Below are 23,250 nucleotides of genomic sequence, written 5' to 3'. Positions count from 1 at the left end.
GCTAGTCTCTCCTAATCCTTTATATTAAAGAACAATCCGCTCGTAGCCTACGGGAATGACACCATCGACCAACTCGCCATCCTTGATGTATTTCTGCACCAGGGTCTTGGCTTTTTCGGCATCTAGGTACCCAAAGGTCACCGGGTCTTTGCCGGGCAGGGTCACTACAACGGTCGGCTCAGCAAAGCAGAAAGTCATGCAACCGGACTGCACGAACTCAACATCCAGGCCCAAAGCGGCAGTTTCTTCTTTCATGGCAGCCATAACGTCGCGGCCGCCGGAAGCAACACTGCAGGTAGCCAGGGATACATTGACCAGAGGCTTGCCGGCATTAGCCTGGGCAGCACCTTGCAGGTCTTCACGCAATTTCTTCAGTTCAGCAATTGTATTAATTTTTGCCATTTTCAGATTCCCCCGTCCTTATGAAAAGTCAGCAATGATGTCTTTAACCTGATCAGGAGTCACTCCACCGTAGACCTTTTCACCGATCATAACAACCGGAGCCAGTGCGCAAGTACCAACGCAGCGCAGGCAATCGATAGAGAATTTGCCGTCGGCAGTAACTTCGCTGACCTCAACACCACCGAGTTGCTGCTGGAAAGCCTCAACGACTTTGTCGGCACCAACAACGAAGCAGGCAGTACCCATGCAGATAGAGATGGGATACTTACCCTTGGGAATCTGGGTGAAGAAGGTGTAGAAGGTTACCACGCCATATACTTTGGCGAGGGAAACTTCCATCTGGTCGGCAACAAATTCCTGCACTTCGCGAGGCAGGTAACCGAACAGGTGCTGAGCGTGGTGCAGTGCGGTTACCAGGTGACCTTCTTTCTGGGGAAGCTCAGAGACAAAATCTGCAAGCTTCTGATAGAGGTCCTTAGGCAACGTAGCGCGCTCAGGAATTCTACATTCTTTCTTACAAGTGGACGTTTGCATACTGTTATTCCTCTCCTTTTTGTTCGCCAAATCGGAATCTGGCTTGGGTTTACAAAAAAAGCTAAGAATCTTCTTCAACATCAGCGCCTCCTACCAATCTGCGTTCCATAAGAAATTAATCAGAAATGGGCCTCGACCGGTATCCGACACTGTAACTTAGACCCAGCCAAACTCTCTGCGCAAAACCCCCGTTTTCCACAGCCCACCAATTTCTACACAAATCAATTTGATCTGTCAATGCCCGAGAGCAACTATTTAAAACATTTTTTTAGCAAGTCGGCAAACTCTCTCTTCGACTTCCCGCAAACCCTAACTTTTGGACCATTCCGCACAACAATGGAACACTCCCCTCGTCCAATCAGAGTTCTTATTTTTCAACCCCCTAGATATTTTGAAATTGACAAATCGTTTCAACTTGTTGCGGTTTTTCAGGTTTTTCCAAACCAAATAAAACAGCTCCAATTTCTTGCCTCGGAGCATTGTGAAATTGATAAGCCGTTTCATTTCTAAACAGTGATCTACATCATAGGGAATCAGGCTTACAGGAAAGTAAAAAACCGGGCAAGCAGGCCCCTCCTCTGAGCAGGTTATGCTGTACAAAAAAGCTATCATTTATTATCGGTTTTTGTTAGAGTTCCGGTCTTTCACACTATCCAAGAAATGGAGCTGACAATGCCAAAATTAACCGGAAAACAGGTACGCCATCTTCGTGCTCTTGGGCACAAACTCAAACCGATCGTTTTGGTTGGTAAAGAGGCTGTTACCGAGAGACTGGTTGCTTCATGCAAAGAACAATTGGACGTTCACGAACTGATCAAAGTCAAGATCCTGGAGAGCTGCCCGCAAGATCGCAAAGAAGTGGCTAGCGAGTTAGCGCAGCATACAGGAGCCAGCGTAGCCCAGGTTCTGGGACGGACCATACTGCTCTACCTGCCGAGCCCGGCTCAGCTCATCACCCTTCCCTAGCGATCATCCAATCTGCCCCATCCTGTCTGTCTGATCGTCAGTCGAACAATTAATGGACGTGGCAAAATCACTTGCGGCAACGGGACGCCCAAAGAGGTAACCCTGGACGGTATGACAACCGATAGCGCGCAGGCACGAAAGCTGCCGTTCGGTCTCGACTCCCTCGGCTACCACCTCGAGCTTGAGAACCTTGGCCATGTCAACGATATTCTTAACTATGGCCTGATTATCGGCATGTTCACCAAGATCCTGAATGAAAGACCGGTCGACCTTTAAAGCGGTGACCGGGAAACGTCTTAAATAACTGAGAGAAGAGTAGCCGGTCCCAAAGTCATCGATGGAAATACCTACTCCGAGACTTCGCAGTCGTTGCAACCGTTGCTGGTTCTCCTGAACGCTACCCATCAGACAGCTTTCGGTCAGTTCCAGACAAAGGACTTCAGGACGCAGATTATTCGCCGAGAGGATGGATGCGATGCGAGCCCCTAATGCAGGGTCGCATAGTTGGCGAGCGGATAGGTTAACCGACATCTTAAATTCTGAACCAAACCATTGTTGCCATTGTCGCAGTTGACTGCAGGCCGACTCGAGAACCCAAGTACCGATCTCATCGATTAAACCGGTCTCTTCCGCCAGTGGAATAAATTCCATTGGCGGAACCAGCTCACACCCAGGACGCTGCCAGCGGACAAGGCTTTCAGCTCCTACCAAGCGACTCGAAACGCGATCATGCAACAACCCTTCATCGCCCACAACACGTTCGGTACTAAGTTGATACTGCGGCTGAAAATGCAGCACAAACTCTTCGTTCTTCAGCGCATTACGCAGGGCCCCCTCGAGACCGAGCCGAACGCGACTGGCCCTCCCCATAGCCGGTGCATACCTTTCAATACGCCCCCCGCCCTTTTCTTTGGCCCGGTGCATAGCGGCATCGGCATTTGCCAGCAGGGTAGCAATGGTCTCTCCATTCTCAGGGCAAGTAACAACACCGATGCTGATGGATAAGTAAACCTCTCGTCCCTGAACCTCAAAGGGCTCCCGCAGCATCTCTAACAAGCCTTCGGCAGCCCGACAGACATCAGCGGCGCACAACAGGTGGGGAAGCAGAACGAAAAAGCGGTCTCCCCCTTTACGAGAGAGGATCGCCTGGCTATCCAGGGTACTCGCCATTCGCTCGGCAAAAAGCCGTAACAGGTGATCCCCCGTCTCATGACCCAATGTCTGATTAACATTTTTAAAACGATCAACATCCAGGAAAATCAGACCAAATGATTCGCCACTCTGATGAGCCCACCCAAGCGTCGTCACAAGGCGCTCTTTAAAAAAACGCCAGTTAGACATTTCGGTCAAGGGATCATGGTAGGCCAAGCGCTCCATGGCCTGCTGGACCCTGCGCCTTTCCAGCTCGGACGATGCATGTTGTGCAAGAAGGGCCAAAGGTACCAAAGCCCTTTGGCCTCGCCTCAATGGTTTACGACCAAAAGCGGAAATGACACCGACCACCTTGCCGGCTCCATCTCTGAGAGGATGTCCCAGGTAGCTATCGGCCTGCAGTTCCGAGACCAGCGTCGAGTCAGGAAATTTATGTTGCAAGTTCTTATGGGCAAACCATGCATCCCCTTCAAAGGCTTCAGTACAAGGGGCCCCGGTCAAATCCAGCTCTGTATTTTCTGTGATCTGCCCATGGTGGCAAATCGCCAAGGTATTAAGAACACTGCCCTGGGCCTTATCGAACCGGCCGATATGAACATAATCGGCACCGAGAAACTCTCTCAACTGAGTAACCAGAGCCGGGAAAAATGTTTCGCTTCCATGTTCGGAGACACGACGAATCATGTCATAGAAGTGACGCTGTTCCCGGTACAATTTTTGTCGGATATGGATACTGTAAAGGAAAATCAGAAGAAAATTGACTAACAGAAGGGAAAAACTGACGACCAATAAACGGTTGGGAATATCGTTTAAATAATTGGCCAGGAAAAACGGCAGTGAGACGAGTATCAACAGGCCCAGAGCCAGCCGCAGATACTCCCCCCGCGACTCTCGATGGCTTGACGGTAGCCCTGGAAAACGAATGCTCTCCCGGAAACCTCGCATGCGACTGCCCCCTGCCCTACCCAAAAACAACAATTGCGTAACTAACTATTTTCAACTGCCCTTATACAGCACCGCTTATTCCCCTTCAAGGGAATTTGCATTGGAAGAACCAAACCTGGCAACCTACTCCAGATAAACAAAGGCCTAAACCCGCCCATACGGTTCAAATAATTTTTTATATTCTTCCAAGGCGTAGCGATCGGTCATGCCGGCTAAGAAGTCACATATGACCCGTTCTTTTCCATACAATTCAAAGCGCTCCTGATAACTGCGAGGCAAAAGAGTGGGATTAGTGCAATAACTTTCAAAAATCATCGCAAGAAAGCGTTCCGCTTTAACCCGCATACGTTCGACACGATGGTGTCGATAAAGATTTTTAAATAAAAACCCTTTTAATTGCCGATTCTTCTGGTCGATGTCTTCACTGAAAGCGACCAAGCGGGTCTGGTGTTGACGCACCCTGGCCACACCGTCGATGTCGTGAGCTTGTATATTGGCCAGCGTCTTGTTAACTACGTCATGAATTAAACGCCCGATGAGATGACTGATCGTTTGGTAAATATGGCGTTCTTCATCCAAAGCGGGATATTTCTGACCGACGTGAACAAAGGTCTCCTGCCAGAGGTCCACTTCGGCCAATTCGCACAATTTAATATGACCGGCTTTCAGCCCGTCATCGATATCGTGATTGTTGTAGGCAATTTCATCTGCGAGATCGATAAGTTGAGCTTCAAGAGAAGGACGTTCTCCGGGACAGTATTCGATTAAATCGCTCGATGCGGCCTGGTCATAATCCGAAGAATGTTTAATGATGCCTTCACGGGTCTCCCAACTGAGATTAAGGCCATTGAATTCCGGGTAGCGTTCTTCAAGAGTCTCGACAATACGTAAAGACTGCCGATTATGCTCAAAGCCACCATGCTCGGTCATCAACTGATTGAGCACTTCCTCTCCCGTATGACCAAAAGGCGTATGTCCCAAGTCATGAGCCAGAGCCAGAGCCTCAACCAGGTCTTCGTTCAGCAGCAACTGGCGGGCAATACCGCGGGCAATCTGAGCCACTTCCAGCGAATGGGTTAACCGGGTACGATAATAATCACCCTCATGATTGACAAAAACCTGTGTTTTGTATTCCAGGCGGCGAAAAGCGGCACAGTGGATAATACGATCCCGGTCTCGAGCAAAGGCCGATCGAATATCCTTGAAGTCTTCCGCATGTCTGCGGCCACGGCTTTCCTTGCTACGGGTTGCATATTTTGCCAGATCGGGTCTTTCCATAACTCCTCCTGAGGAGATATCATAGTATTACCGGCCTCTTGACGCAATCTCGCCGGCATGGTAATGGTGCAGTTTTTTCGAGGTAGACGATCATGCGTATCATCAGCGGCAGCGCCAGGGGTACCCGGCTGGCAAGCTTTGACGGCAATCAAATTCGCCCGACCAGCGACCGTGTCCGCGAGGCCCTTTTCAGCATGCTGTTAAGCCGCCTGGGCACCTTTAGCAACCGGCGCGTTCTAGACCTCTATGCCGGCTCTGGAGCCCTCTCATTGGAGGCTCTCAGCCGCGGCGCCACCCATTCAACCTTGATCGACCAGGGGAGCCAGTCCGCCGCCCTTATTGAAAAGAATGCCGGGGCCTGCCGCCTTAAGGACAAGATCAGGCTGATTAACGGCCAGGTCCTTGACAAATTAGCCCTAACGCAAAGCAGCGCCCCCTTTGACTTGATCTTTCTCGACCCACCATACGACAAGGGCCTGCTCACGCCAACCCTGGAAATGATTTCCGACCTATGCCTGCTCGATGAAGATGGTATAGTGTGCGTGGAGGCCTCTACCAAGGAAAGTATTCCTGAACGAATCGGCCAATTACAAACCGATGTCCAGCGTCGCTACGGCGCTACTCAGGTCTTCCTGTTGACCCGCTGCCAATGCGAGGAGCCGCATACATGAGTGAAAAAATAGCCGTATATCCAGGATCGTTCGATCCTATTACCAACGGGCATCTCGATATCATCTTGCGGGGACTGCAGATTTTCGACAAACTCATCGTTGCCGTGGCGCAAAACGTTAATAAAAAAGCCCTGTTCGATATCGATGAACGACTGGCGCTAATTCAAGAAACATTGCAGGATTATCCTCAGATCGAAGTCGACACCTTTGACGGACTGCTGGTTAACTACATGGAGGAAAAAGGGGCTCGGGTTTTATTGCGGGGCCTGCGTGCCGTCTCAGACTTCGAGAACGAATTCCAGTTGGCCCAGATGAACCATTCCCTGAACAACCAGATGGAAACCCTGTTTATGATGACATCGGTTCGCTACGGCTATCTCAGTTCCTCCATCGTCAAAGAGGTCTCCTCCATGCGCGGCAAAATTGACGACTTTGTTCCACCCTGCGTTCAAAAGGCTCTGCAACTGAAACACCCTCCCCTTTAGCTCCCGGAGCGTCTATTCCTGCCACTCCTCCAGTCTGGTCACAAACCGGTCAAGGCACTGGACTACCAAATCCTCAAGCAGGCGGCCCTTTTCTGCCGATGCCAGAGTCGGGTCTCCCCACACCCCACCGGGCCAAAACCGGCGTTTATCACGGACCAAAATCCCCACGGGAAAAGACGGGTATTCCCGTTCGGCTTCTCCCTTAACCAATTGCGGATGAGAATTAAGAATACGGGATGTTTCGATTTCGCCTGCATGGGAGTCGTCTACTGTTTCGATAAGCCCGCGTCCTTCCTTGGCTGCCAGCATAAACTCGGTCAATACGGCGATTTTCAAATCGCAGAAACGCTCCAGCAAGGCCTCCCCGGCATCAATCAGAGTCGAAGTATGGGTGCCACCGGCGTGCCCAGTAAGCAGAATGACATTTCGCAGACCTTGGCGATAGAGGGCGCTTACAATATCAAGGGTTAAAGCTCGCAGGGTTTGGGTAGAGATCGAGAGAGTGCCGGGGTGCTGACTGGTCGAGCGACACACGCCGTAAGGTACGGGCGGCGCGATAAATATGGCCCTCTTCTCGGCCAACTTGCGACCAACCTCGACGGCATGCAGGGTATCGGTATTTAAAGGCAGGTGCGGGCCATGTTCCTCGGTGGCACCAAAGGGTACCAGTACAGTTCGGGTCTTTTCCAGGCCGCGGACAAACTCCGGCATCGTCATCTCTTCAATAATCACAATTCCCTCCCAAACAATGCAACGGCCGACCACCTGCCTGGTTCAAGTAAATAACTTGGATTACATGTAATAAAATGTGCAAAAAAGATTTTCACCGCCCGTTCGCTTTGCTCTCTAGAGAACGCAGAGATCACAAAGAAAACCAGGAAAACGGGTTTAGCTTTTCTCAGCGCCCTCTGCGCACTCTGCGGTGAAAGCTTTTCGCGTGAGTGACACCACCCTTGAAAAAAACGGACAGCAAACAGGACGACGGGCCCGTGCGTTACAGCAAACCGAGAAAAGCATGGGTTTGAGGGATAACCCGCACCAGCCCGTGAATACGCGCCGCTTGTTCCTGCAAACGAAACAAATGGGCTGCGGCCGTTCCGACCTGTCCTGCCATGGTTATCGGTTGCAGAATCAGCGGCGCCGACGGAGCCTTACGATGCACCAAATCGGCGGCCTGCTGCACTTCTTCTACGGTCGTTTCCGTCCCGACCACCACCTTAACGCAACACCCCCGATCCGATGCCAGCGACAGGAAGTCCTCATGAGCGAGCCATGGGGTCGGTTCGCCGGTCAGAGACGCCAGCTTGATATCCATTGATACCCAGTCAACAAAGGGGACAAGGGGTTCAAAGGCATCAGGCAAGGTGCCGTTTGTTTCGAGATGTATGGGCAGCAGCTGCCCCAAGACCGGTAGCCATCCCTGCAGAACCTTGTCCTGCATTAAAGGTTCACCGCCGGTAATACTGATGGAGTGATGCCCGCCGGGCAGGCGATCAAGCCAGTCAGCAATAAGGTTAGACAGTACGTCCAGAGAAACGGGATTGGGCAGAGCGAAAAAGCTTCCGGCACCGGGGGCGGTTTCTACACGACAGGAATCGGCAACATCGAAGGGTGTGTCACAGTAGCGGCAGGAAAGGTTGCATAATGCCAATCGAATGAATATCTGCCGAAAACCGATCAGCAGCCCTTCTCCCTGGATTGAAGAGAAAAGCTCGATCAGCTGGCCATCAGTCTGCGACATAGCTGGCACAGGCATAATCCGACTCCCAGACCGTCACCTTATCGACAGCGACATTTCCGTCGTTCAAGACCCCTTGCAACTGTTCGTAAAGAAAACGGGCAATATTCTCTGAAGAAGGGCTGCTTTCGCGAAAAGCAGGAAGGTCATTAAGATATTTGTGATCAAGCAGGTCCAGCTGCTTGTTGGTTTCACGCTTGAGCACTTTGAAATCAATCCCGAGACCGGCTTTGTCCAACTCCTTGGCCGTCACGGTAACCTCTACCTTCCAGTTATGACCATGAAGATTTTCGCAATCTCCCTGATAGTGAATCAGGTTATGGGCTGCTGCAAACTGGGTATGAATTGTAAGATAATACATTAACTGTTCCTTCTAAATTATTGTTTATTCGAAGTTTTCTTCTGTGTCCGAAATATTGATCCGGTCCTCACCGGAAACCCTATATTCTTCCTCGGCCCAGCAGCCAAGATCAAGCAATCGACAACGGTTGCTGCAAAAAGGTCGATAAGGGTTATTCTGCCAGCGGGTCGTCTGCTGGCAGGTTGGGCATTTGATAATGGTGCAAATATTCTTTGGCTGCTCAGAGGGAGAAGTCATTAGAAAAACCCTGATTCAAAGGAAATTAACAGCTCAAGGTTAACACACCTCGACAGCTGGAGACAATTGAACCGGCGCAGAATACTTCAACCCTCACCTCCGGTCAACGCACATGCTGCAATAAGGCTTGTTTCACGAAAACCTCTCGACCAGAACCTTGTACCCAAAAGCCCTTTCAAACAGGTCTCCCTTACGATTGACACCGTAGACCTCCACGGATAGGTCCTCGCAATCAGCGTGCAGCTTGAGATACAACCGACCCCCTTCAATACGACAGGACAACTCCTTAACCCGCTGATCGCGACACCGGTCTAATCCGTCTGCCAACCGCAGAATTCCTCCGAGTTGCTGTACAAGTTGCTGATCCTCAGCAGACAGGTGACTAAAATTGGGGTGTTTTTTCTTGGGCAGACCAGCCCGATGGTAGCGCGCAATATTGGCGACTAACTCCTTTTGTCGTGGAGAGAACCCATCCAGTCGAGCATGGCGAATCAGATGATAAGAATGCTTATGATGGCTTTTGTAGCTGATAAAATATCCGATGTCGTGCAACAAAGCCGCGGCTTCTAATAACAAAAGATCGTCCTCTGAAAAGAAAACCTGTTCCCGCAGAGCATCGAACAACTTCAGGGCCAGACGGGCAACCTGTCTCGCATGGCCCAGGTTTGCTTGACAGGAGCGCGCCAGCTCCTCCACGGAGGTACGCCAGTTTAAGACAGAAACGTCTCCTGAAACCAGGTCATGCTTCTGCAGGCTGCGAATAATGAGGCCTTCTCGAATACCTCTTTCGTTGATTTTTAAAATATTCGCACCGAGGTTTCTCATAAGCCCCTCGACCACGGCAACACCCGCGACGATAATATCGGCCCGTTCAGGACTGATTCCAGGTACCGTCGCCCTTTCTTTGGGTGTCAAACGAGCTAACATTGTCAACAGATGTACAAGATCGGAATGGAGCACTTCATATCCATGTACCGAATTAAAGGATTCCTTACGCTGAGCCATCACCGCCCTGCCGATGTTAGTGATGGTACCACCCGAGCCGATCAGTTGTTGAAGGTTAAACTCATGTTTTTCAAACAGGTTACGGGTCTGCTTGCGCAGATACTTTTGCACCCCTTTCAAATCGCCATGGAGGATCGGTTCGCTGGACAGAAACCTGTCTGTCATGAATATCGCCCCGGCCTCTAAGGAAAGCACCTCCTCTATATGGTCTCCAGTAGCCAAAACAATTTCTGCACTCCCGCCACCGATATCAATAAGCGCATGACGAGAGTGTTTCATATCAAAGTGGCGCCAGGCGCTGAGAGTGGCAAGTTCCGCTTCTTCCTCGCCACTAATGACACGGATAGGAAAACCGCCCCGCTCCAGCATATCTTCCAAAAACTGCTGTCCGTTACAGGCCTTACGCACGGCACTGGTCGCTACAGCCTCAATCGCCCGCACTCCGAAGCCCTCAGCAATTCTGCGCATTCGTGACAGCGCTTCTCCGGCAGCTTGCCAACTTTGCGAACTAATATTGCCACTGCGGTGAAGCCCGGCACCAAGACGAACAGTCGCCTTTTCGTCATCCAAAATTCGATAACCGCTTTCCCCGCAGGCTTCTACGATAATACAACGGATTGAATTGGTACCGATATCGATTGCGGCCAGACGTTTTTGAGGCAAGTTCTTCTCCTGGGTTATAAAAACTGAACCTTTGGTTACTGCATTTTAGCCCGGCATAACCTTCAAAACCCACCTTTTTTTGATTGCAACGACCTTTAATGCTGTCGCATGAACTCACTTCCATCAGGGATGCATCCAACTTAAAAGCATGCTATAAGTCAAAGAGGGTTATACAAAACGGTAACTTTGCTCACCAATCATTCCTTCAACGAGGATTATGACCATTGCAAGAGCAACAGAATAAGAGCCGTACTGAATCCATCCCAAAGATATCCGATTCTTTACCCGATCCTTGCCCTTTCAACAATTCACAACATTATCTAAACCGCGAACTTGGCTGGCTGCAATTCAACCATCGTGTGTTGCTTCAGGCGGCTGACCTGCGTGTTCCTCTTCTTGAACGAGTTAAGTTCCTCGCTATTGCCGGCTCCAACCTTGACGAATTCTTCATGAAGAGGATTGGCGGACTCAAACAACAATCTCTGGCCGGTGTGCAAAAACGTACCATTGACGGTCGCTCTCCCGATGAACAGATTGCCGAATGCTATGAAGTCATCAAAGATCACCAAAAGCACAAACAGAAAATATTGATCGATTTAACCAGAGAATTGGCCCAAGAAAACATTTTTATTTGCACCTACACGGATTTAACTGAGACTGAAAAAAACGCTCTTCGCAGCAACTTTTACGACAACATCTATCCGATGGTAACCCCGCAGGCCATCGATCCGGCCCACCCCTTTCCCTTCGTCTCTAATCTCTCTCTCAACCTGCTGGTAAACCTGCGTTATCCAGGCAGTGGTGAACTCTCCCTGGCCCGGGTCAAGGTACCGGTCGGGCGCGGCGCCCCTCGCTTCTTGCCGATTGACGACCAGAACCGTTTTGTTCTGCTCGAGGATGTCATGGCCAACAACCTCGATATGCTTTTCCCGGCCATGGAGGTCGTCAGTTGCGATCTTTTTCGAGTTACTCGCAATGCCAATACCGATAAATCTGAGGAACATGCCGACGACCTGCTGGCATTAATCGAATCGGCCTTGCGCGAACGGAAATTTGCGCCCATTGTGCGACTCGAAATCCTGCCCGACATGAATGAATCTCACAGGGGCCTTCTTGCCGCAGAACTGGGCCTGGACCAAGAAGCCGATGTGTTTGAGGTTAACGGTATTATAGGTGCACGGGATTTTATGCAACTCACCGCTCTTCCCCTGCCACAGTTGAAAGACATACCCCACCTGCCCATCGATCACCCGCAACTCACCAAAGGACGCAATATCTTCTATGATATTCGCGAGGCCCGGTTCATTCTGCTGCAACATCCCTACGAATCCTTTGCTTCGTCCGTAGGGCGATTTTTAAAGGAAGCGGCAACAGATCCCAAGGTACAGGCGATTAAGATGACCCTGTATCGCACCTCCAGTGACAGTCCGATCCTTGATCAATTGATTCAAGCCGCCCAGAACGGCAAGCAGGTTGCGGTTGTGGTGGAATTACAGGCACGCTTTGACGAAGCCGCCAATATCCGCCTGGCGACCCGCCTGGAGGAAGCCGGCATTCATGTCACTTATGGAGTCGTCGGCCTCAAAACTCACGCCAAGGTAATTCTGGTGGTTCGCCGAGATTATAAAGGCTTACGTCGCTATGTGCATATTGGCACGGGGAACTATCATCCGGAGACCTCCCGTCTATATAGTGATCTGGGGATGCTCATTTATGACAAGCAGATTGGTCAGGACGCTACCGAACTTTTCAACTATCTGACCACCGGGTACACCCCGGCTCGCCGCTACCAGCAATTACTGGTGGCACCCAAGTCCCTTAAAAAAGCTTTACTGGCAAAAATCGAACGTGAAATTGAGCATCAGCAACAGGAACGGGAAGGTCATTTACGTTTCAAAATGAATGCTCTGGAAGATGGCGATATTGCAAAAGCCCTCTATCGGGCGGCTCAGGCCGGGGTGCGGGTTGAGCTATTGATTCGCGATAGCTGCCGGGTTAGACCCAACTTGCCCGGGTTGACGGAAACGGTCCGGGTTGTATCCATCGTCGGTCGTTTTCTGGAACACACACGCCTTTACTACTTTCGCAACGCCGGGCAGGAAGAGTATTTTATCGGCTCAGCCGATGCCATGAAACGCAACCTGGAACACCGCGTCGAAGTTCTAGTACCCGTTACCGAACCAAAACTGCAGCAAGAACTCTGGAAAATGCTTGAAACCCAATGGCATGATCAACGCTGCGCCTGGGATATGCAGGAAGACGGCTCGTACATACAACGCCAGCCGAAACCGGACGAAGATCATCCCGGCAGTCAGGAGCTGACAATTCAGGCTGCAAAAAAGCGCAAAAACGACGTTATGCGCCAAAAAGAACGTAAAGGAAAAAAAGGCCGCCAACGAAATTTACGCTGATGCTTTCGATGCTTGCTTCTCGCCCTGGCACCCCAGGAGTTATTCGATGCAAACCCACTGCTATCTTTTTAATGATCAATGCGATGTAGAGAGCTGGCTGCAACAACTGGCGAAGGACGATCTCTGGCAAGCAGTTTCCTTGCAGGAGAACCTGACCGCTTATTATGACACCTTTGACTGGCGGCTGTATCGCAAAGGAGCCACTCTGGAACTGGAAAGTTCCGAGGGAAGGCGGGAACTGATCTATCGTTCTCACAAGGGTGATCTACTGGCCAGTTCCGATCATTCTGAAGAACCCGGTTTCGCCTGGGACCTGCCCATAGGCCAGTTGCGCCAACAGTTGGAACCCCTGATCAAAATGCGCCGTCTGCTGCCTCAGGTAGCGGTTTGCAGCCGAAAACAAAGCTTGGCTATGCTCAATCGAGACCGTAAAACCGTACTGCGAATGGTGGTTTTTTTTCTCCGGCAGGCCATTGATTCCCAAGGCAACCGACACTCCTTGCGGTCCTACCTGCAGGTCCTGCCGGTGCAAGGATATCGATCGGCCTTAAACCAAGTCAACAACCTGCTGGGCGATGACCTTTTTCTACAAACGACCCAATTTGATCCTCTGGCCGATGCATTGGCCACCCTCGGCCGTAGTCCGGCCGATTACAGTTCCAAGCTCAACCTCTCCCTGCAACCGACGCTGACCGCTCAGCAGGCCTTGCGAACCATCCTGAATCACCTGCTCTCGACTCTTCGAACCAACATCGAAGGCACCTGCAACGATCTCGACTCGGAATTTCTGCACGATCTGCGGGTTTCGGTGCGCCGTACCCGCTCTGCTTTAAACCAGCTTAAAGGACTGCTTCCGACGGTGGAGTTGGCACCCTTTCGCGAGGGTTTCGCCTGGCTTGGCAATATCACCGGACTGACCCGCGACCTTGATGTCTACTTGCTGAAATACTCCGATTACGTCCAACTCCTGCCTGAAAGCCACCGTCAGGATCTGGTCCCTTTTCACAATTTCCTGAAACAACGCCAAGCAGAAGAACAAGAAAAGCTGGCCGCTCTTCTGGAAGGAGCCAAGAGCTCCAACATACTCGCCCTTTGGCAGGAGTTTCTGGACCAGGAACGAGAAGCGGACCCGACCCTGCCCGATGCCGAATTGCCGGTGAAGGAGGTTGCCGATCGCCGAATCTGGAAACTTTATAAGCGATGCCTGAAAGAAGGTCATTCCATTGCCACAGAGAGTCCCGCAGAGGCTCTCCACGAATTACGTAAAACCTGTAAAAAGCTTCGCTATCTTCTGGAGTTTTTCCAATCCCTTTATCCCCCGATTGCCATCAAAACATTGATAAAATCCCTCAAAGTATTGCAAGATAACCTGGGTGACTTTCAGGACTACCAGGTGCAAGGCGAGGCTATATACTCTTTCGGGATAGAAATGGCCGCTCAAAACCGGGTGCCTCCGGCCACCCTTCTGGCCATGGGAATTTTAGCCTCCAGCCTGTTTAACCAACAACAGCAGACCAGGGACGACTTTGATCACCAGTTTCAAACTTTTTCCCAGCCGGATAACCACCGGCTGTTTCAAAAACTTTTTTCCTCAACAAAGTAACAATAAAGATTATCCACCCAACGCTTAGCTTTGTTCGAATATGGCTACACTTACCAGCAAACCTTCACTGCCCCATGGATATGTGAAGTTGAAAGGATATACAAAGAATGGCGATAGAGATTGAACGAAAATATTTGGTCCGTAGCGACAAGTGGAGAAAAGAGGCTGTCGGAACAGCTTACCGTCAGGGATATCTAACTGTCGATCCCGAACGCACCGTGAGAGTGCGCATAGCCGGAGACAAGGGATTTTTGACCATAAAGGGCAAAACTGAGGGCATTTCCCGCAGCGAATTCGAGTATTCCATCCCCCTTGCCGAAGCAACCCAACTGCTCGATACTCTCTGTTTAAGGCCCTTGATTGAGAAGGTTCGATACAAAGTAAATTATTCGCAACACCTCTGGGAAATCGACGTATTCGCAGGGGTCAATGAAGGCTTGGTTCTGGCAGAAGTAGAATTGGAATCCAGCGACGACCAGGTTGAACTGCCCCCATGGGCTGGTAAAGAAGTCACCAGCGATCCCCGCTACTATAACGCTTCTTTGTCCAAATTCCCCTATCAATCCTGGGACAAAGAATAACTGGGCGCCAGGCACACGCGCAAGGAATGCCCAACCTCACAGAAACCGTCATGACAAAGCGACTAACCCTGCTTCGTCACGCCAAATCAAGCTGGCGCGATCCCGACCTTACCGACTTTGACCGCCCTCTCAACAAGCGAGGTCAGCGAGATGCGCCGATGATGGGCCGGCGTCTTGCAAAAAGGGGCTTCGCACCCGACCTGTTTCTGGTCAGCCCAGCGCTTCGCACCCGTTTGACCGCCGAGATCATTGCAGAACAACTCGAGGTCGACATAGGCAAGCTATCCTTTGACCATGGTATTTATCTGGCCGGTGCCCATGAACTGATAAACCTGCTGCGTTGCATTGATGAACAATTACAGGATGTGCTACTAATAGGACACAATCCCGGCATCACGGACCTGGCCAATTACCTGGTCGGTGCCTGCATCGAAAATGTTCCGACCTGCGGTGTATTCAGCGTCTCGCTTCCGATTACCAGCTGGCGGGACCTCGAAGGAACTGCCGGCAACCTGCTTTTTTACGACTACCCGAAAAAACACATCGAACCCTGACTATTAATGGCAAAGGAGACTATACTATGGGCTGCCTGAAGGGAAAATCGAAGACCAAATCGAAGCCGGGAGCGTACGAATGTCCAAAATGCGGTGCCGTTGTTAAAAAGAAGGGCGACGTATGCAAGGCAAAAAAGATCAAGGATAAGGATAAGGCCAAAGACAAGAAGAAGTAGCTACCCGGGCGCTCCGTGGCAGACCGAATCAGCAAAGCCCGACCGTCTCCCAGGTGGAGACGGTCGGGCTTTTTTTACAGGCACCGTGAACCGGAATCCTCAGTGATGCTAAGAAGCAGGTGCGCCTTCGGGTGCCGCTTTCGGAGCTGGCGACCGCTGTTGAACTCCCAACTCGGTTAAGAGCTGTTGCAACTCGGCCAACACCTCTTCCGCCGAACGCCGTAAGGCCTGCATCTCTTCACTGCTTGAGGCCTGCCGCATCGCCTCCTGCAGCTCGACCAAACGGCGGTTCAGTTCGGCGATAGCCGCATCGACGTCGCGATTGATCTCCGTAGATTTATCCTCATAGTCCCGCCGCAGCTCATTGAGTTTACGCTCCAGCTGTTCTTCCCAATCACCGGTCTTCTCCTGCAGGGTTTCCAACATCTGCCGCCAGGGAGAAGGCTTTTCCGCCCCGACAACCAGCGCCTTGTCGGCAAGCAAGATACCACCAGGGCGCGACTGTTCAACGATCAGGGCTTTGCCATCCGGCTTGGCCGGATCGCGATCAATATAGAACTGCGAGTCGACGGTCAGAGCATTTTTAAAATCCGCTTCGACAAGGATATCCACCAGATAATTGCCCTGATCCGTATAACGGATATGGTGCACCGTGCCGATTCGGTTTTGCTGAAAGACAACAGGGTCATCGACCCTCAACCCCTCAGTGGCGTTAAATTGCACGGTCAGATGACGCTTACCCTGGACACAACCGAACATCGCCAACAGGACCAGTAGAAACAACCAGACTTTTGTCTGCAGCATAGAATCCTCCCCATGTCTGATAAGCCGAGGCAGGTACTCCGCGGCCTCTAAATTTCAGTCTAGCCTTCTCCACTGTTAGTGTAAAGCCAAGCAGATCCGATTTCGGCATCCGACAGAAGTTATAGAGCGAAAACGCTGGACCAATCTGAATTAGGGGGATCTGCGATTCAAGACTCAGGAAAATTCGACAAAGCCGTTCAGACAGCTGATTTAGGAGGACAAACGAGAACAGGGGTCTGGCATTAATGCCTGACCCCTGTTTTTATTGGAGCGGGAAACGAGATTCGAACTCGCGACCTTCAGCTTGGGAAGCTGACACTCTACCACTGAGTTATTCCCGCCGGTAAAGAGGGACAATTATAGAGACCGCTAGGTTTCTTTGTCAATCGTTTTTTGCCTGGTCATCTGCCAATGATTCAATACAAAATGTTCGGCCTGTTGCTGGTTTACAACGCGTCCGGCAATCTCTTCCTGCCTCAGCGCTTTAAGACAAAGGCCAATGTCAGGTCCTTTCAGAGACAAGTTCTGTTGCAACCACCCGCCGGTCAAAAGGTCAGGAACTTTTCCGTTGGTTCGAAAGTGATCCAGGTCGCTCAGCACGGGCAATAACAAGCGAGCGCTCTCGGTAAAAGAAAGAGGCAACAGCAACCCGAGAAAGCAGACAGCCAGTCGGGGATGACTTCCGAGATTATCCGCCCATAAAGCTCTACTGCGACCTGTGGCGGAAAGTTGCAAAAGCTCATCAGCCTGTCGCTGTTCCAGGTCCAGCATGCAATCGACTGCCTGTTGTACGGCGCGGCTGCAATGCAAATTTTGTAATATGAGGCGAACGCCATTGAATTTCTGCCCCGAAAACCAGGCAGCCAATTTAAAGGCAATCGCACGCGTAATCCCCTGCTCTAATTCCTGAGAAAAAAATTCGGCAAGGGAGCCGCTCTTGTCTGTCTGGACCAGGAAACTTAGCCACTCTTCGGCACGGTCAAGCCGCGCCAAGCCAGCACCTGAGATCCCCCCTTTTGCGGCAGATCCGAATATCAACGGGAGAAGGTCGAGTTCCTGCAACCATACCAAACAGCGTCGTGCTGGCGAAACAGCCAGCATGGCAGCAAATTCACTGCGGATGCGCTCAGAAGCTACCCGGTCCAGGCTAGGAGCGGCATGCCGCATGGAAGCAAGAGTACTCGGCTCAATAGTCAGTTGGAGGCAAATTGTATGACGAACCCCTTTCAGGACCCGTAAAGGATCTTTAAACAAGACTTCGGAGGAACAACAACGCAATCTGCGACGCTGCAAATCCTGTTGACCATCGAGGGGATCGAGGAGAGGACCGAAACCGACACCTGGTTTCAGCGCGATTGCCATCGCATTGATGGTGAAATCCCGCCGCAGCAGATCGCCATCAAGGGTATCGGCGCGAAAGGGTGCAAAATCACAGGAGAATCGATCCATCCCCTGCCCCGCCACCACCCTGCTCTGGCGACGCTGCGGGTCAAGCATAAACCAACTACCACCAATTTCGGCCGCAAATGATTTGGCGAGATTCGTAGGATCAGAAGGTGTAGCAAAATCAAAGTCGGTGCTATTGCGATTTAACAGGGCATCCCGAACCGCACCACCTACGAGATAAAACGCACTGCCGGGGTCTAACAATCCGCATAGAGCGGGTAAAATTCCCTTACGAATCAGGTTTTGTTCAAGTTGATTTATTCCCATGGCGGCCTTCACTGGGTAGGCGTTTGAAGCCAAACTCCAAAACCCGAAAATAAGCGACCTTAGCGAGTTCTCTGCAGCCAATAGGTAGAAAGGGGCAACGATATGAGCTAAAACTGCTCAAATCGTTGCCATTAAGACATGAAAGCAAGACTTATAGATATATTACCGTAAACGACTGCTGCCCTACTCTCAGGACAGGTCACAAACAGCCTGATAAATCAAATCGAACAGTTCGCCAATATCATTTTCAGCAATGCAGGAAAAGGCAATCCGAAGATCGGTGCTATTGATTGCGATGGTGCCGACTCCATAGTTATCGAGCAAATGCAACCGCAGTTGCTCGGCGTCTACCTCTTTGAGGCGCAGACACATGAAGTAACCGGAATTGAATGGATAATAGTCCCAAACATGGTCGTATTCACCGCTGTCAAGAACCTCTTTGGTGCGTACGGCACGCGCCTTGAGAATCTCAAATTTCTCCTGTTTCTGTTGCAGAAACAGGGGCGACCGAAGGGCTTCGATAACGAAGGTCTGAGACGGATGGGGACAATTGGAAATTGTGCCGCGAATGATGCCAAGAGTCTTTTTGCTAAGGGCTTCGAGGACCGCGGATCCACCGTCGGCGGAACCATCGGCAAAGGTAATGAAACCGGTCCGGAACCCCCAGGCAAATTCTTCCTTGGTAGCGCCATCCAGTTTGATCGCAAGCAGGTTCGGATGCCGATTGGCCATCCGGCCAAACAAGGATTCTTTGATTGAATCCTCGTAAAACAATCCAAAATAGGCATCATCAGATACAGCGACAATCGAGCAACCACTGGCGGCCTGTTCGACCATAGCCTGAACCAGTGCATCTGCTTCGGCCTCGGTAGGCGTATAACCACTGGGGTTATTAGGGAAGTTGAGCAGCACCACAGCTTTGCCCTTCTCATCGGCAACCTGCTGCAATGCCTCTTTAAAGGCAGCTACATTAAAACCACCATCGGCGTTGAAGGTCGAATAAGTTTTGATATGACAACCTCGGCGAGTGCCGAAAGTTAATTTATAATTACCCCAGAGCTTGTCGGGCAGCAGAATTGTGTCGCCAACCTCGGTAAAAAGGTCGGCAACAATAGATAGACCATGAGTCAGAGCGCTGGTGACAATAGGTTCGCTGAAGACTTTTCCCTGCAGGGATGGATTCTCGCGCAACATTTTTTCACGCCATAACGCGCGAAGTTCCGGCTTGCCGGCAGGTGGTGCATAAGGATAAATATCGGCAGGATCGTAGGCCTTTAGCTTTTCGTGCATACAATCAAGATGCATGGGAGCGCCATTCTCGGTGGCAATGCCGATGGTGGCATTGAACCGGTTGGCTTTGGCCTTCGCCTCCGCAGACTGGCTGAGAATGCCCTTGGGAAAGAAAATTTCTTTTCCCAAGTCGGACAACATCTGCAGTACAGCTGGATTATGTTGCGCAATATCGTCGTTTAACGCACTGGCCAATGGATTCAAAACGAATTCTCCCGGATTGAAAATAGTCGCCTACCCCGAATTTACGGGCAATTTTGGGCGCATTAAAGCAACAATTTGGAAGGCTTGTCAACGGAAAACAATGCCGCAGTCAAACTCATTTTGAGGCGCCCCGTTTTACCAGAAAAAGTATACCCACAATCACGCTGGCAACAAGCAGTGCAAAAAGAAGATCCCCTGCCGTAAACTCACTCATATGACACCTTGTCCTCACAATTAAAAACCAACAGCGATGGCAAGCAATAGGCCCCATCGACCTGCCTTTGTTTGTACACGGCGACAGAATAAAAAGCAACCGCTGCGCGCGGCAAAAAAAAAGTGGAGCTTGCGCTCCACTTCGTGTCGCCCCTCGGGACAACTTAAACTCTTGCCAGCCACTCATGGCTGTCATGTTTAATATGATAAATGTAGTATGAACTACATTGATAGTGGCTGGGGCGCCAGGGATCGAACCTGGGAATGCCGGAATCAAAATCCGGTGCCTTACCGCTTGGCGACGCCCCAAAAAAGGAATCAATCTTCTATCAATCCAGAAGACACTTGTCAACAATTTTATTCGATATTTTGATATTAAAAAATGCTCTACATTTTTTCTCTACTCCAGCATTTTGGTCACCACCTCAGACAGGTCCCTGGAAAGCTTCGGCAGGGAAACAATTCTTTGCAATTGTTGCTGCATTGCCTTCCTGCGTCCTTCATCATAACGGCGCCAGGCACTGAAACCACCAGCTAAATATCCGGCCAGTTGAGGATTCACGGGATCGAGGGCAATGATTTGCTCAGCCAACAACGCATACCCGCTTCCATCCGAAACATGAAAGCGCAGGGGATTGGCCCGGCTAAAGGTACCAATCAGGGCGCGCACGCGGTTAGGATTCTGCGGCTGATAAGACGAATGGCTGAGCAGGTTCTTGATAGACGCCAAGGTTTCGGGCTTACTGGAACGAGCCTGCACTGCAAACCATTTATCGAGAACCAACGGATCGTTTTCGGCCCTTCTATAAAAGTCCCCGAGCAGTTCCTGCCCCAATGCTCCGGAATTATCCACACTCAACATCAAAGCGGCGATACGATCTGTCATGTTGGTTGCCGATCGATAGCTGTCGGCCACCAGTTGAGAGGACTCCTCCGTATCTAAAGCATCAAGATACCATAGACAGCGGTTTTTCAGGCTGCGCCGCCCTACGGCTTCGGGCTCAACACTGTAGTCACCTGTACTTTGACTGGCATTAAAGACTGCCCTGAAGAGTTCCCGTAAATTAACTGCCAGATGTTTGCGAACTTGTTCTCTGCCTGTATGGATGCCCTCAACATCGACCTCCTGCATTTGCAGGGCTAAATAGAGTTCATTGGGCAATTCGAGCAATTTGGCAGCTAACCCCTTATCCAGGCTGTCATCTTGCAGAATGGAAGCGAAACTTGCGGCCAACAGGTCTAGATCATTTGCCGCAGTCTCGCGACTCGACTGGTTTGCTCCATTCAATATTATTCGCTCTGCCAGCCTCTGCCCCGCGTCCCATCGATTAAATGAATCACTGTCGTGTTTGAGAAGAAACGCTAATGTTTGCGACGACTCTTCACCAACAAATCGAATCGGCGCGGAAAATTGACGGAACAGAGACAGCACCGGGGGTTCGGGTAGATTGATAAAGCGCAGGGTTTCCTTGTCCTGACGCAAATGCAGTACCATCTCTTCCGTTCCCGTACCCGCTTCATCACCCGACAACTGAAGCGTCAAGGGTTGCCCCCCAGTATCAAGCATGCCGATCTTACAGGGAATATGTAGCGGCTGTTTATTGGCCTGGCCCGGTGTGGCCGGACAAAATTGTTCGAAGGTAATCTCCAGGGCCTGCTCGGCAGCCAGATATTGACTGGTTATGGAAACCTGAGGAGTGCCGGCCTGAGAATACCAGCGTTGGAACTGCTGCAGGTCCAAGTTGCCCGCTTCCCTCAGGGCCATCAGGAAATCCTCTACGGTAGCCGCCTGGCCATCGTGGTGCTGCAGATAACGCCTCACCCCTCGAATAAAAGTATCGGGACCGAGTATGGTCTGAAGCATACGGACCAGTTCAGCCCCCTTGTTATAAACGGTAACAGTATAGAAATTGTTGATTTCCTGATAATGCTCCGGACGTACGGCGTGGGCCAAAGGCCCCGTATCCTCGGCAAACTGATGAGTCCTCAGCACACACACATCCTCAATGCGCTTCACGGCTCGAGAAACTTGATCCGAGGAGAAATGTTGATCACGAAATACGGTCAAACCCTCTTTGAGGCTTAGTTGAAACCAATCCCGGCAAGTCACTCTATTGCCGGTCCAGTTATGAAAATACTCGTGGGCGATAACGCCTTCAATGGCCTGAAAGTCTGCATCGGTGGCGGTCTCGGGGCGTGCCAGAACATATTTGGAGTTAAAGATGTTGAGCCCTTTGTTCTCCATGGCCCCCATATTGAAATCATCCACCGCAACGATCATATAGATATCGAGATCGTATTCCAGGCCGTAAGTCTCTTCATCCCAGCGCATAGCCTTTTTGAGTGCATGCATGGCATGGGCGCATTTATCCAAATTGTGTTTTTCTACGTAGATCTCTAGCGCCACCTCCCTCCCGGAGCAGGTGGTAAAACGATCCTCGACGCAACCGAGATCACCGCTAACCAATGCGAAGAGATAACAAGGCTTGGCAAAAGGATCCTGCCAAGTGGCAGAATGGCGACCGTCGCCCAAGTCCTGCCGGTCGATACAATTCCCGTTGGACAACAACACGGGATAGCTTTGCTTATCCGCAACGATAGTCGTGGTAAAGCGGCTCATAACGTCGGGCCGATCAAAGAAGTAGGTAATCTTGCGAAAACCTTCGGCTTCGCATTGGGTGCAAAAGATGTTACCGGATCGATAGAGGCCTTCCAGGGCGGTATTGTCCTGGGGCCGAATGACAACAGTGGTTTCGAGGACAAAACTTTCCGGCACCGCCAGGACGGTGAGGCTTTCGTCGTCGAGCAGGTACTCGTTCGCTGCCAGAGGCCGACCATCAAGTAATATCTGCTCGAGCTCAAGTTTATCCCCATCGAGAACCAGTGCCCCGCTAGGCGAGTCGGGACGACGACGCAGGGCCAAGCGGCTGGCAACTCTGGTCTGTTCTTCACCGAGCTCGAAATGCAGATCGACGCTGTCGACCCAAAAGGCCGGCGCCGTATAATCTTTCAGATAGATGGTTTCCGCTCGTTTGGCCATTATTTGCTTTCTCCTGAATTCATAGGTTGTTTCGAACCGTACCGTAGCCACCCTGATGATGTTGGGCCTGGCAGCGCTGCTGACCTTCATAAAACCCGGCGCCAAGGGTGCGTTGATGCTCTGGCCCCTGTTCGGCACCCTCAACGAACTGCTCTCGCACTGGGCCTGACGGTTGCCACTGTCTACCTGGCAAAGCGCTGTAGGAATTACCTGGTCACCGCCAT

Annotated in this window: 20 protein-coding genes and 2 tRNA genes; 7 read left to right on the top strand and 15 right to left on the bottom strand. The window is 51.0% G+C overall.

Features of this window, described 5'->3' with window-relative positions; all coding sequences use genetic code 11:
- Window positions 1-24 precede the first annotated feature (24 nt).
- Together A7E78_RS02245 and A7E78_RS02240 are read right to left on the bottom strand one after the other, a co-directional pair.
- Window positions 25-402, bottom strand: a complete 378-nt coding sequence (locus tag A7E78_RS02245; protein WP_072282735.1) for a (2Fe-2S) ferredoxin domain-containing protein — start codon at window positions 400-402, stop codon at window positions 25-27.
- A gap of 18 nt (window positions 403-420) precedes the next feature.
- Complete coding sequence (locus A7E78_RS02240; RefSeq protein ID WP_072285003.1) at window positions 421-936, bottom strand: NADH-quinone oxidoreductase subunit NuoE family protein; 516 nt, start codon at window positions 934-936, stop codon at window positions 421-423.
- Window positions 937-1,608: 672 nt separating this feature from the next.
- Between A7E78_RS02240 and yhbY the strand changes: the two genes are divergently transcribed.
- Entirely contained in the window at window positions 1,609-1,902 is a 294-nt protein-coding gene (yhbY, locus tag A7E78_RS02235; protein WP_072282734.1) for a ribosome assembly RNA-binding protein YhbY, read from the top strand.
- A 3-nt stretch (window positions 1,903-1,905) separates the two neighbouring features.
- Here yhbY and A7E78_RS02230 read toward each other — a convergent pair whose 3' ends face one another.
- Both A7E78_RS02230 and A7E78_RS02225 read right to left on the bottom strand, forming a co-directional pair.
- Entirely contained in the window at window positions 1,906-3,999 is a 2,094-nt protein-coding gene (locus tag A7E78_RS02230; RefSeq protein WP_072282733.1) for a putative bifunctional diguanylate cyclase/phosphodiesterase, read from the bottom strand.
- 144 nt (window positions 4,000-4,143) lie between these two features.
- Window positions 4,144-5,277, bottom strand: coding sequence for a deoxyguanosinetriphosphate triphosphohydrolase (locus A7E78_RS02225; RefSeq protein ID WP_072282732.1), 1,134 nt, complete (start codon window positions 5,275-5,277; stop codon window positions 4,144-4,146).
- Between the two features lie 92 nt (window positions 5,278-5,369).
- Here A7E78_RS02225 and rsmD point away from each other — a divergent pair, with 92 nt between their 5' ends.
- Window positions 5,370-5,948: a 16S rRNA (guanine(966)-N(2))-methyltransferase RsmD gene (gene rsmD, locus A7E78_RS02220; protein WP_072282731.1), complete on the top strand. Its 579-nt coding sequence runs from the start codon at window positions 5,370-5,372 to the stop codon at window positions 5,946-5,948.
- Entirely contained in the window at window positions 5,945-6,433 is a 489-nt protein-coding gene (coaD, locus tag A7E78_RS02215; protein ID WP_072282730.1) for a pantetheine-phosphate adenylyltransferase, read from the top strand. The genes rsmD and coaD overlap by 4 nt, the downstream gene beginning before the upstream one ends.
- A gap of 12 nt (window positions 6,434-6,445) precedes the next feature.
- On the opposite strand, the gene A7E78_RS02210 is transcribed toward coaD, so the two are convergent.
- The 5 genes from A7E78_RS02210 to A7E78_RS02190 all read right to left on the bottom strand — a co-directional run bounded on the left by A7E78_RS02210 (window position 6,446) and on the right by A7E78_RS02190 (window position 10,437).
- Entirely contained in the window at window positions 6,446-7,165 is a 720-nt protein-coding gene (locus A7E78_RS02210; RefSeq protein ID WP_072282729.1) for a creatininase family protein, read from the bottom strand.
- Between the two features lie 262 nt (window positions 7,166-7,427).
- The gene (locus A7E78_RS02205; protein ID WP_235606782.1) at window positions 7,428-8,189 is read right to left on the bottom strand and encodes a 7-carboxy-7-deazaguanine synthase QueE; all 762 of its coding nucleotides are present in this window, start codon (window positions 8,187-8,189) and stop codon (window positions 7,428-7,430) included.
- Window positions 8,161-8,532 carry a 6-carboxytetrahydropterin synthase QueD gene (gene queD, locus A7E78_RS02200; protein WP_072282727.1) on the bottom strand — a complete coding sequence of 124 codons (372 nt, stop codon included), beginning with the start codon at window positions 8,530-8,532 and terminating at the stop codon, window positions 8,161-8,163. The genes A7E78_RS02205 and queD overlap by 29 nt, the downstream gene beginning before the upstream one ends.
- Window positions 8,533-8,556: 24 nt before the next feature.
- Complete coding sequence (locus A7E78_RS02195; RefSeq protein ID WP_072282726.1) at window positions 8,557-8,769, bottom strand: DNA gyrase inhibitor YacG; 213 nt, start codon at window positions 8,767-8,769, stop codon at window positions 8,557-8,559.
- A gap of 132 nt (window positions 8,770-8,901) precedes the next feature.
- The gene (locus A7E78_RS02190; protein ID WP_072282725.1) at window positions 8,902-10,437 is read right to left on the bottom strand and encodes a Ppx/GppA phosphatase family protein; all 1,536 of its coding nucleotides are present in this window, start codon (window positions 10,435-10,437) and stop codon (window positions 8,902-8,904) included.
- 224 nt (window positions 10,438-10,661) lie between these two features.
- On the opposite strand from A7E78_RS02190, the gene ppk1 reads away from it, so the two are divergent.
- From ppk1 to A7E78_RS02170, 4 genes are all read left to right on the top strand, one after another.
- The gene (gene ppk1, locus A7E78_RS02185; protein ID WP_072282724.1) at window positions 10,662-12,848 is read left to right on the top strand and encodes a polyphosphate kinase 1; all 2,187 of its coding nucleotides are present in this window, start codon (window positions 10,662-10,664) and stop codon (window positions 12,846-12,848) included.
- Window positions 12,849-12,894: 46 nt separating this feature from the next.
- Window positions 12,895-14,451, top strand: coding sequence for a CHAD domain-containing protein (locus A7E78_RS02180; RefSeq protein WP_072282723.1), 1,557 nt, complete (start codon window positions 12,895-12,897; stop codon window positions 14,449-14,451).
- A gap of 107 nt (window positions 14,452-14,558) precedes the next feature.
- The gene (locus tag A7E78_RS02175; protein WP_072282722.1) at window positions 14,559-15,032 is read left to right on the top strand and encodes a CYTH domain-containing protein; all 474 of its coding nucleotides are present in this window, start codon (window positions 14,559-14,561) and stop codon (window positions 15,030-15,032) included.
- 50 nt (window positions 15,033-15,082) lie between these two features.
- Window positions 15,083-15,586, top strand: coding sequence for a SixA phosphatase family protein (locus A7E78_RS02170; protein WP_072285002.1), 504 nt, complete (start codon window positions 15,083-15,085; stop codon window positions 15,584-15,586).
- Window positions 15,587-15,870: 284 nt separating this feature from the next.
- On the opposite strand, the gene A7E78_RS02165 is transcribed toward A7E78_RS02170, so the two are convergent.
- The 6 genes from A7E78_RS02165 to pepN all read right to left on the bottom strand — a co-directional run bounded on the left by A7E78_RS02165 (window position 15,871) and on the right by pepN (window position 23,026).
- Window positions 15,871-16,566 carry an MlaD family protein gene (locus A7E78_RS02165; RefSeq protein ID WP_072282721.1) on the bottom strand — a complete coding sequence of 232 codons (696 nt, stop codon included), beginning with the start codon at window positions 16,564-16,566 and terminating at the stop codon, window positions 15,871-15,873.
- 266 nt (window positions 16,567-16,832) lie between these two features.
- Window positions 16,833-16,907: transfer RNA gene (locus tag A7E78_RS02160), tRNA-Gly, on the bottom strand.
- 28 nt (window positions 16,908-16,935) lie between these two features.
- Window positions 16,936-18,279, bottom strand: a complete 1,344-nt coding sequence (locus A7E78_RS02155) for a tRNA nucleotidyltransferase/poly(A) polymerase-related protein (protein ID WP_072282720.1) — start codon at window positions 18,277-18,279, stop codon at window positions 16,936-16,938.
- A gap of 189 nt (window positions 18,280-18,468) precedes the next feature.
- Window positions 18,469-19,773: an aminotransferase class I/II-fold pyridoxal phosphate-dependent enzyme gene (locus A7E78_RS02150; protein ID WP_072282719.1), complete on the bottom strand. Its 1,305-nt coding sequence runs from the start codon at window positions 19,771-19,773 to the stop codon at window positions 18,469-18,471.
- Window positions 19,774-20,220: 447 nt separating this feature from the next.
- Window positions 20,221-20,295 (bottom strand) — tRNA-Gln (locus A7E78_RS02145).
- Between the two features lie 91 nt (window positions 20,296-20,386).
- On the bottom strand, window positions 20,387-23,026 hold the full coding sequence (pepN, locus tag A7E78_RS02140) for an aminopeptidase N (RefSeq protein WP_072282718.1): 2,640 nt from the start codon (window positions 23,024-23,026) through the stop codon (window positions 20,387-20,389).
- Window positions 23,027-23,250: the final 224 nt, after the last annotated feature.

Origin of the sequence: Syntrophotalea acetylenivorans (assembly GCF_001887775.1) — a bacterium.
GTDB classification, from domain to species: Bacteria; Desulfobacterota; Desulfuromonadia; order Desulfuromonadales; family Syntrophotaleaceae; genus Syntrophotalea_A; species Syntrophotalea_A acetylenivorans.
Note: the sequence above shows the minus strand (reverse complement) of the source record. Positions and strands in the feature narration are given on the sequence as shown.

Bases quoted from the DNA above. Each gene is read 5' to 3' on its own strand.
- coaD (WP_072282730.1), top strand. From the start codon at position 5,945: ATGAGTGAAAAAATAGCCGTATATCCAGGATCGTTCGATCCTATTACC.
- A7E78_RS02175 (WP_072282722.1), top strand. From the start codon at position 14,559: ATGGCGATAGAGATTGAACGAAAATATTTGGTCCGTAGCGACAAGTGG.
- A7E78_RS02230 (WP_072282733.1), bottom strand. From the start codon at position 3,999: ATGCGAGGTTTCCGGGAGAGCATTCGTTTTCCAGGGCTACCGTCAAGC.
- A7E78_RS02205 (WP_235606782.1), bottom strand. From the start codon at position 8,189: ATGCCTGTGCCAGCTATGTCGCAGACTGATGGCCAGCTGATCGAGCTT.
- A7E78_RS02195 (WP_072282726.1), bottom strand. From the start codon at position 8,769: ATGACTTCTCCCTCTGAGCAGCCAAAGAATATTTGCACCATTATCAAA.
- A7E78_RS02165 (WP_072282721.1), bottom strand. From the start codon at position 16,566: ATGCTGCAGACAAAAGTCTGGTTGTTTCTACTGGTCCTGTTGGCGATG.
- yhbY (WP_072282734.1), top strand. From the start codon at position 1,609: ATGCCAAAATTAACCGGAAAACAGGTACGCCATCTTCGTGCTCTTGGG.
- A7E78_RS02225 (WP_072282732.1), bottom strand. From the start codon at position 5,277: ATGGAAAGACCCGATCTGGCAAAATATGCAACCCGTAGCAAGGAAAGC.
- A7E78_RS02245 (WP_072282735.1), bottom strand. From the start codon at position 402: ATGGCAAAAATTAATACAATTGCTGAACTGAAGAAATTGCGTGAAGAC.
- A7E78_RS02180 (WP_072282723.1), top strand. From the start codon at position 12,895: ATGCAAACCCACTGCTATCTTTTTAATGATCAATGCGATGTAGAGAGC.
- A7E78_RS02155 (WP_072282720.1), bottom strand. From the start codon at position 18,279: ATGGGAATAAATCAACTTGAACAAAACCTGATTCGTAAGGGAATTTTA.
- A7E78_RS02240 (WP_072285003.1), bottom strand. From the start codon at position 936: ATGCAAACGTCCACTTGTAAGAAAGAATGTAGAATTCCTGAGCGCGCT.
- A7E78_RS02170 (WP_072285002.1), top strand. From the start codon at position 15,083: ATGACAAAGCGACTAACCCTGCTTCGTCACGCCAAATCAAGCTGGCGC.
- rsmD (WP_072282731.1), top strand. From the start codon at position 5,370: ATGCGTATCATCAGCGGCAGCGCCAGGGGTACCCGGCTGGCAAGCTTT.
- queD (WP_072282727.1), bottom strand. From the start codon at position 8,532: ATGTATTATCTTACAATTCATACCCAGTTTGCAGCAGCCCATAACCTG.
- pepN (WP_072282718.1), bottom strand. From the start codon at position 23,026: ATGGCCAAACGAGCGGAAACCATCTATCTGAAAGATTATACGGCGCCG.